A 4,918-nucleotide genomic window follows, 5' to 3' on the forward strand; every position below is an offset into this window, starting at 1 on the left:
ATTCCTCAGAATACAAATCATGAAAAAGCAGAATCTGAAACACATATTCCAAAATGGTTAAAAAATAATGCTGAATGGTGATCTCAAGGTTTGTTATCAGATGGAGTTCAAATAGTATTCAGTATTTGATAGCTAATGAAATGATCTAGAATAATCTAAAATGAAATCTATTCTAGATAAATTAGCAAATTTTGATGCATACATAAAGGGAATTATTTTTTGAGGCAAATTACTACCCTGATTTTATGAAGTAACTAAAAATGATCTGAAATGCTTCCTAATCAGTGGCTCAAAATGTAGAATTTTAAGATGGAATAAAAATGGAATTTAAGACCAACGACGATTTGTCGTCTGGTGACAATTCCAACTGAATTGTATTATCTAAAATAGTAGTTAGGGATTACTGAGGATTTGTATGAATGATTTGTTCATTAGGGTTTTAAGTAAATTTTGTAATCACATATCATGTCAACAATAATTCAATACAAATATGACAAAAACTCTAATCAATCATTTTCTCCGGAGGAATGTAAAGTCAAAAATCCGGTTTCAACCAATGTCTCTGCATTGGATATGATAGGATTAACATGGATCTTTGATGAATGACGATGAGTATGAGCCTACCTAAATTTTCTTATCTGTTGATTAATCACCCAATAGATTACAACAGTATTACTCTTGTTTGAAAGTTATCTTTTCCTATCACGCAAAATAAATTCACATTCATTGTAATCTTAGTGTGAATAAGACAAAGTTTAATGAATTTCCAAGAATAGGGATTGTCATTATTGCCAGAAACGAGGCTAACAATATTTATGATACACTTGATGCCTTATCTCAGCAAACAATTCCGTTAACTCAAATAGTATTGGTTGATGATAATTCAACTGATGATACTGTAAAAATTGCAAAAAATTTTGATGTTGAGATTTTAACTTTTCCTGAGATTCATGATAATTGGGTAACACGTCCAGAGCTTGCCAAAGTTTTCAATTATGGCTTGAACCATTTGAATGTGGATAACCTTGATTTTATTTCAATAGTGGGCGCAGATCACCTGTTGTCTTCTGACTATTATGAAAAAATAACAGAAAAGATGATGACAGATGATTCTGTTGTTGCGTCTGGTGCAATTCAAGGTGAAATAGCTACGGCACCCAGAGGCTCGGGGCGTGTTATCAGAAAAGATTATTGGAAATCAATAGGTTCTAAATTACCTGTAAATTTTGGTTATGAAACATACGTCTACGTAAAAGCTATGCAATTAGGATTCAATATCAGTTATTATGAGGATATAAAAACAAAGACTGCCAGAAGAACCTCAATTACGTACAAACCCATAATGTATTACCATTACGGCTATGCCATGCAAGCCCTTGGATATCCCTTATTACACACATTTCTAAGATCGTTGTTGCTATTAAAACGCGGAAAAGGATTCAAAAGTTTCATGTTCTTTCTGAAGGGATATTTTTCAAACAAGGAAATATTTTATGAAGAATCTCTTCGAAATTTTGTATCAAAAAAATATAATACAAAACACGTTCTATCCAATCCTACTAAGAAATTCAAGAGGTTTATGGAAACCAAATATTGATTTGAAAACTATGAGTAATTTTTAGGCAAATGTAAAGGAAGTCCACGGAAAATTTTTCATCGGTTTCTCAAAACATTAAGTGCAGAACCAGCTTTGAACCACTCAATCTGAGATTGATTGTATGAATGATCAAGTAAGAGTTGATCTTGACTCCCATCTTTGTGTAAAAGGATGCATTTTACCTGTTTGTGTGGCTCCAATTCATCTAATTCTAAAAGACTGAGTTTATCATCTTCTAAAATTTTTTCATAGTCATCTGTATTGCTAAAGGTGAGTGCCAGAATTCCTTGTTTTTTCAAATTTGTTTCGTGAATTCTAGCAAAGCTTTTGGTGATTACTGCCGCACATCCTAGATATCGAGGAGACATTGCAGCATGTTCTCTGCTGCTGCCTTCACCATAGTTATTATCACCTACAATCACCCATCTCATTTGTTTTTCTTTGTATTGCCTTGCAATACTTGAGAATGTTTCAAGTTGGTTATTGAGCATGTTCTTGCCCTTTCCTATCTCATCACTGAATGCATTGACTGCTCCCAAAAGCATGTTATCGCTCAAATTATCTAAATGGCCGCGAAGTGACAGCCAAGCACCAGCAGGAGAAATGTGATCAGTGGTACATTTTCCTTTGGCTTTAACTAGAACTGGCAAATCAATAAAGTCTCCACCATCCCATTTTGAAAAAGGTTCTAAAAGTTGCAGTCTTTTACTGTTAGGATCGATTATTACTTCAAGATCATCTGAGTTTTCAGGAGGTGCAATGAAAATGCCTTCAGGAATCATAAATCCATCTTCAGGAACTTCTGGTGCAGGTTTGGGAGGATCTAGTTTGAATTTTGTCCCATCAGAGGCTGTAAGCTCATCTTTCAACGGATTAAAAGATAACCTACCTCCTAAAGCTAATGCGATAATCATCTCAGGACTGCCAATAAAATTCAAAGTACTACGATGACCGTCATTTCTTCCTGGAAAATTTCTGTTAAATGTTGTAACAATAGTGTTTTTTTCTTCATTTTCTAATTCAGGTCTATTCCATTGTCCAATGCAAGGTCCACAAGCATTTGCCAAGACAGTTGCTCCAATTTCCTTAAGAGAATCCATTTGGCCATCTCGTTCTATAGTTCCACGAATTTGTTCAGAGCCAGGAGTGATTAACAGAGGAATTTTAGACTTTATTCCTTTGTCTTTGGCTTGCTTAGCAATACTTGCAACTCTAGACATGTCTTCATATGAGGAATTAGTACAACTTCCAATCAATGCGACGGATATTGGATCAACATAATCATTTGATTTTACATCATCACATAATTTTGAAATTGATCTAGCCAAGTCTGGAGTATGAGGGCCAACAATGTGAGGCTCTAATGTAGAGAGATTGATTTCAATTACTTTGTCAAAAAAGATTTCGGGATTTGATTCAATCTCAGGATCTGCTACAAGTAATTCTTTGTTTTGATTTGCTAGTTCAGCAATTTTTTCTCTGTTTGTATATTTCAGATAGGTCTCCATCCTTTCATCATATGGAAAAATAGAACAGGTCGCCCCAATCTCTGCACCCATATTAGTAATGGTAGCCTTACCGGTACAGCTGATAGATTTTGTACCAGGACCAAAGTATTCCACGATCGAATTAGTTCCTCCAGAAACTGTTAATTCTTCTGCAACTTTAAGTATGATATCTTTGGGTGCGGTCCATCCATTAAGTTCTCCAGTTAATTTAACACCAATTTTTTTTGGGTAAAGTAACTCCCAAGGAAGACCAGCCATAGTTTCAGCTGCATCTAACCCGCCTACACCAACTGCAATCATTCCAAGTCCTCCAGCATTTGGAGTGTGAGAATCAGTACCAATCATCAAGCCTCCTGGAAATGCATAATTTTCAAGAACCACTTGATGAATGATTCCAGCACCAGGTTTCCAAAAACCACACCCATGTTTTGCAGCTGCAGACTGCAAAAATTTGAAAACCTCACTATTTTCATCAAGTGAAACTTTCATGTCAACATCACCTTGAACCTCAGCTCTAATCAGATGATCACAATGAACAGTTGTTGGCAAGGCAGATTGTTTAAGACCAGCTTGCATAAATTGGAGCATCACCATTTGACCGGTAACGTCTTGTAATGCAACTCTGTCAGGTTTAAGAAAAACATAATCTTTTCCGCCAGCAAGAGGTTTATCAGGAATTTCGTAAAGGTGTCCAGATAGAATTTTCTCAGTAAGTGTGAGTGGTTTTCCGAGCATATTTCGATATTTCACAATATTTTCTTTAATTTTTGAATAAACATTTGAAACAAGTTGAGGGGTAGTATTTACATCCATAGAAAACATTGAATTTCTCCAGAATTTAATACTTACAATTTAAAATTTAGAAAAAATAGCAAAAAAGTTACCAAATTCCTTAACAATTATAAGCGAAAAGCATGTTTTACTACATTGTTGGAGAGTAGTATGTTTTTTGGAGTGATTTGTAAATATGGTCAATAAGGGTTTTCCAAAATTTGGAATGTCACAAGCCGGAGCTTTTGTTGCAGCATTAAAAAATTACAATTTACCAGACTTTATTTTAGTTTTAATTGCCAAAGAATGTAAATCAGATCTTCTAGAAAGAGGTAGAATTGATGACAGATTACAAAGTATGAATGATGATGCGTTAGAATTACTGCACAAGGTTTTTGTGGATTGCGAAGAAGATGAGTCAGGAAAATATGCACAATATAGATTCTACGCATATGTTTCAAGTATGTATCACAAATGTGAAGTTTTAGTTAATGAAACAATTCCTGGCGAATCAGGAAAAAATCACAAAATCCCTGTCGCTGTAAAAAATAACGGAATGTACATTTCAGTTGCATATAACAAGGCAACTGGCAATCCTGTCAATAAAAAAGAAACTGCTAGATTTTATGAAATGGTAGATGATATCAAAAAAGGAGATCACGGAACAATGTTGTCTGATGCAATTTATGGTTCCTCAGTGGGATTTAGAGGAGATGCATTAGTTGAGCTTGAGAATTTAAGCAAATCAAGAACAAATGATCCTGAAAATAAACTAGATTTCAAAACAGCAAACTTTGAAAACAACATCTATTCAGTTACAAAGTGTTAACTTGAAAAATTATTTAAAAATTTGATTGAGAAACATCGATTGTTAAAAACATAGGCTTACCATCAGTCTTTTGAAAGTCCTCATCATATTGTTCAAATTCTAGTTGTTCAAAGAGATGTTTTGTCCAGATATCGTGAACTTCTTGAATGAATTTTTTGTGTCCAAGTTTTCGTAAAAACTCATGAAGTAAAATATGAGATACAGTTGTACAGT

At 34.3% G+C, this 4,918-nt stretch carries 4 protein-coding genes and 1 pseudogene; 3 read left to right on the forward strand and 2 right to left on the reverse strand.

The features are described 5' to 3' along the window. The first annotated feature begins 465 nt into the window (after positions 1 to 465). Positions 466 to 606, forward strand: a complete 141-nt coding sequence (locus OEW78_RS09855; RefSeq protein ID WP_300327125.1) for a hypothetical protein — start codon at positions 466 to 468, stop codon at positions 604 to 606. 133 nt (positions 607 to 739) lie between these two features. Then, positions 740 to 1,597, forward strand: coding sequence for a glycosyltransferase family A protein (locus OEW78_RS09860; protein ID WP_300327126.1), 858 nt, complete (start codon positions 740 to 742; stop codon positions 1,595 to 1,597). Between the two features lie 56 nt (positions 1,598 to 1,653). Here OEW78_RS09860 and OEW78_RS09865 read toward each other — a convergent pair whose 3' ends face one another. Further along, entirely contained in the window at positions 1,654 to 3,918 is a 2,265-nt protein-coding gene (locus OEW78_RS09865) for an aconitate hydratase (protein WP_300327128.1), read from the reverse strand. A 154-nt stretch (positions 3,919 to 4,072) separates the two neighbouring features. Between OEW78_RS09865 and OEW78_RS09870 the strand changes: the two genes are divergently transcribed. Beyond that, positions 4,073 to 4,705, forward strand: a complete 633-nt coding sequence (locus tag OEW78_RS09870) for a hypothetical protein (RefSeq protein WP_300327127.1) — start codon at positions 4,073 to 4,075, stop codon at positions 4,703 to 4,705. A gap of 13 nt (positions 4,706 to 4,718) precedes the next feature. Here the strand turns inward: OEW78_RS09870 and OEW78_RS09875 are convergent. Continuing rightward, positions 4,719 to 4,918: pseudogene (locus OEW78_RS09875) on the reverse strand (hypothetical protein); the annotation flags it as partial.

It is taken from the genome of Candidatus Nitrosopumilus sp., assembly GCF_029882185.1.
In the GTDB taxonomy this organism is placed as follows: Archaea; Thermoproteota; Nitrososphaeria; order Nitrososphaerales; family Nitrosopumilaceae; genus Nitrosopumilus.